General features: G+C 46.5%; 2 protein-coding genes. Both read right to left on the reverse strand.

The genetic code is table 11. From position 1 onward, the window contains the following. Nucleotides 1-428, reverse strand: a 428-nt coding sequence (locus R7P35_RS25895) for a peptidase U32 family protein (RefSeq protein WP_318093321.1), incomplete at its 3' end; no start/stop codon positions are given. A 149-nt stretch (nt 429-577) separates the two neighbouring features. Next, nucleotides 578-1,095, reverse strand: a 518-nt coding sequence (locus R7P35_RS25900; RefSeq protein ID WP_318093323.1) for an EAL domain-containing protein, incomplete at its 5' end; no start/stop codon positions are given.

Below are 1,095 nucleotides of genomic sequence, written 5' to 3' on the forward strand. Positions count from 1 at the left end.
ACGCGAGGCAATACCACACGTTTAACGTTGAAGTTTTGCTTGTAGAAATCAATCGCAGCTACGTTGGTAGCAGAAGCTTGCACGGAAAGGTGTAGCTCAAGCTCAGGGTATTTGCGAGCAGCGTACTCAAGAACAGCAATGTCAGCGACAATCAGTGCATCTACGCCCAATGCCGCTGCGTTATCGACGGCGTTCGTCCAGCGTTCAAAACCGTTTGGATGAGCAAAGGTATTGAGTGCAACGTGGATCTTTTTGTTGTGGTCATGCACATATTGCACGGCCTTTTCTAGTTTTTTACCGTTGAAGTTCAAACCAGCAAAGTGACGCGCGTTGGTATCGTCTTTGAAGCCGATGTACACGGCATCTGCACCGCAATCAATCGCGGTTTTTAGCGCAGGCAGGTTACCCGCAGGACACAAGAGTTCCATATGCTCACAATCATAGAGAAGGAAAAGGTGCCCGCATTTTATGAAGAATTATGAATAGCTAATTTGACCTAAGTTAGGTTTAGCTCAATAAACTCAATATTTACCCCTTGAGAGTAGGGGTAAAGGTTTGATTTGACGAAGTAGGGGGATCAGTTTTTGTGGCGGCGGTTTTGCACAAACAACTCTTCGATTTCATGTTTTGGCTGAGGTCGGTAGAAATGAAAACCTTGAATCGAGTTGCATTGAAGGTTGGAAAGCAAAGTAGCTTGCTGATGCGTTTCTACGCCTTCTGCAACGACCGTTAGTTCCAAAGATTTGCCCAAGTTGATGATGTTCTCGATGACGGTCACCTGTTTTGGCAGGGCGTCAATGTCATTAATGAATGCTCGGTCGATTTTTAGTTCATCAATCGGGAAACGAGCTAAATACGACAGTGACGAATACCCAGTGCCAAAGTCGTCGATCGACAAAGCAAAGCCAAGCTTTTTAATCGCATTCAGCATTTGCAGCGTATGTTCGCTGTCACTCATCACCGCGCTTTCAGTTAGCTCAAACGTGATGCAACTTGGATCAAGTTCGGTTGTGCGCAGCAGCTTCTCCATAAAGTCGATCAACTGAGGGTTGCCAAACTGTTCTGGAGACAGGTTGATCGCGACGCGACCCGGCA

This window comes from Vibrio sp. Vb0304 (assembly GCF_033338995.1).
Classification (GTDB): Bacteria; Pseudomonadota; Gammaproteobacteria; order Enterobacterales; family Vibrionaceae; genus Vibrio; species Vibrio alginolyticus.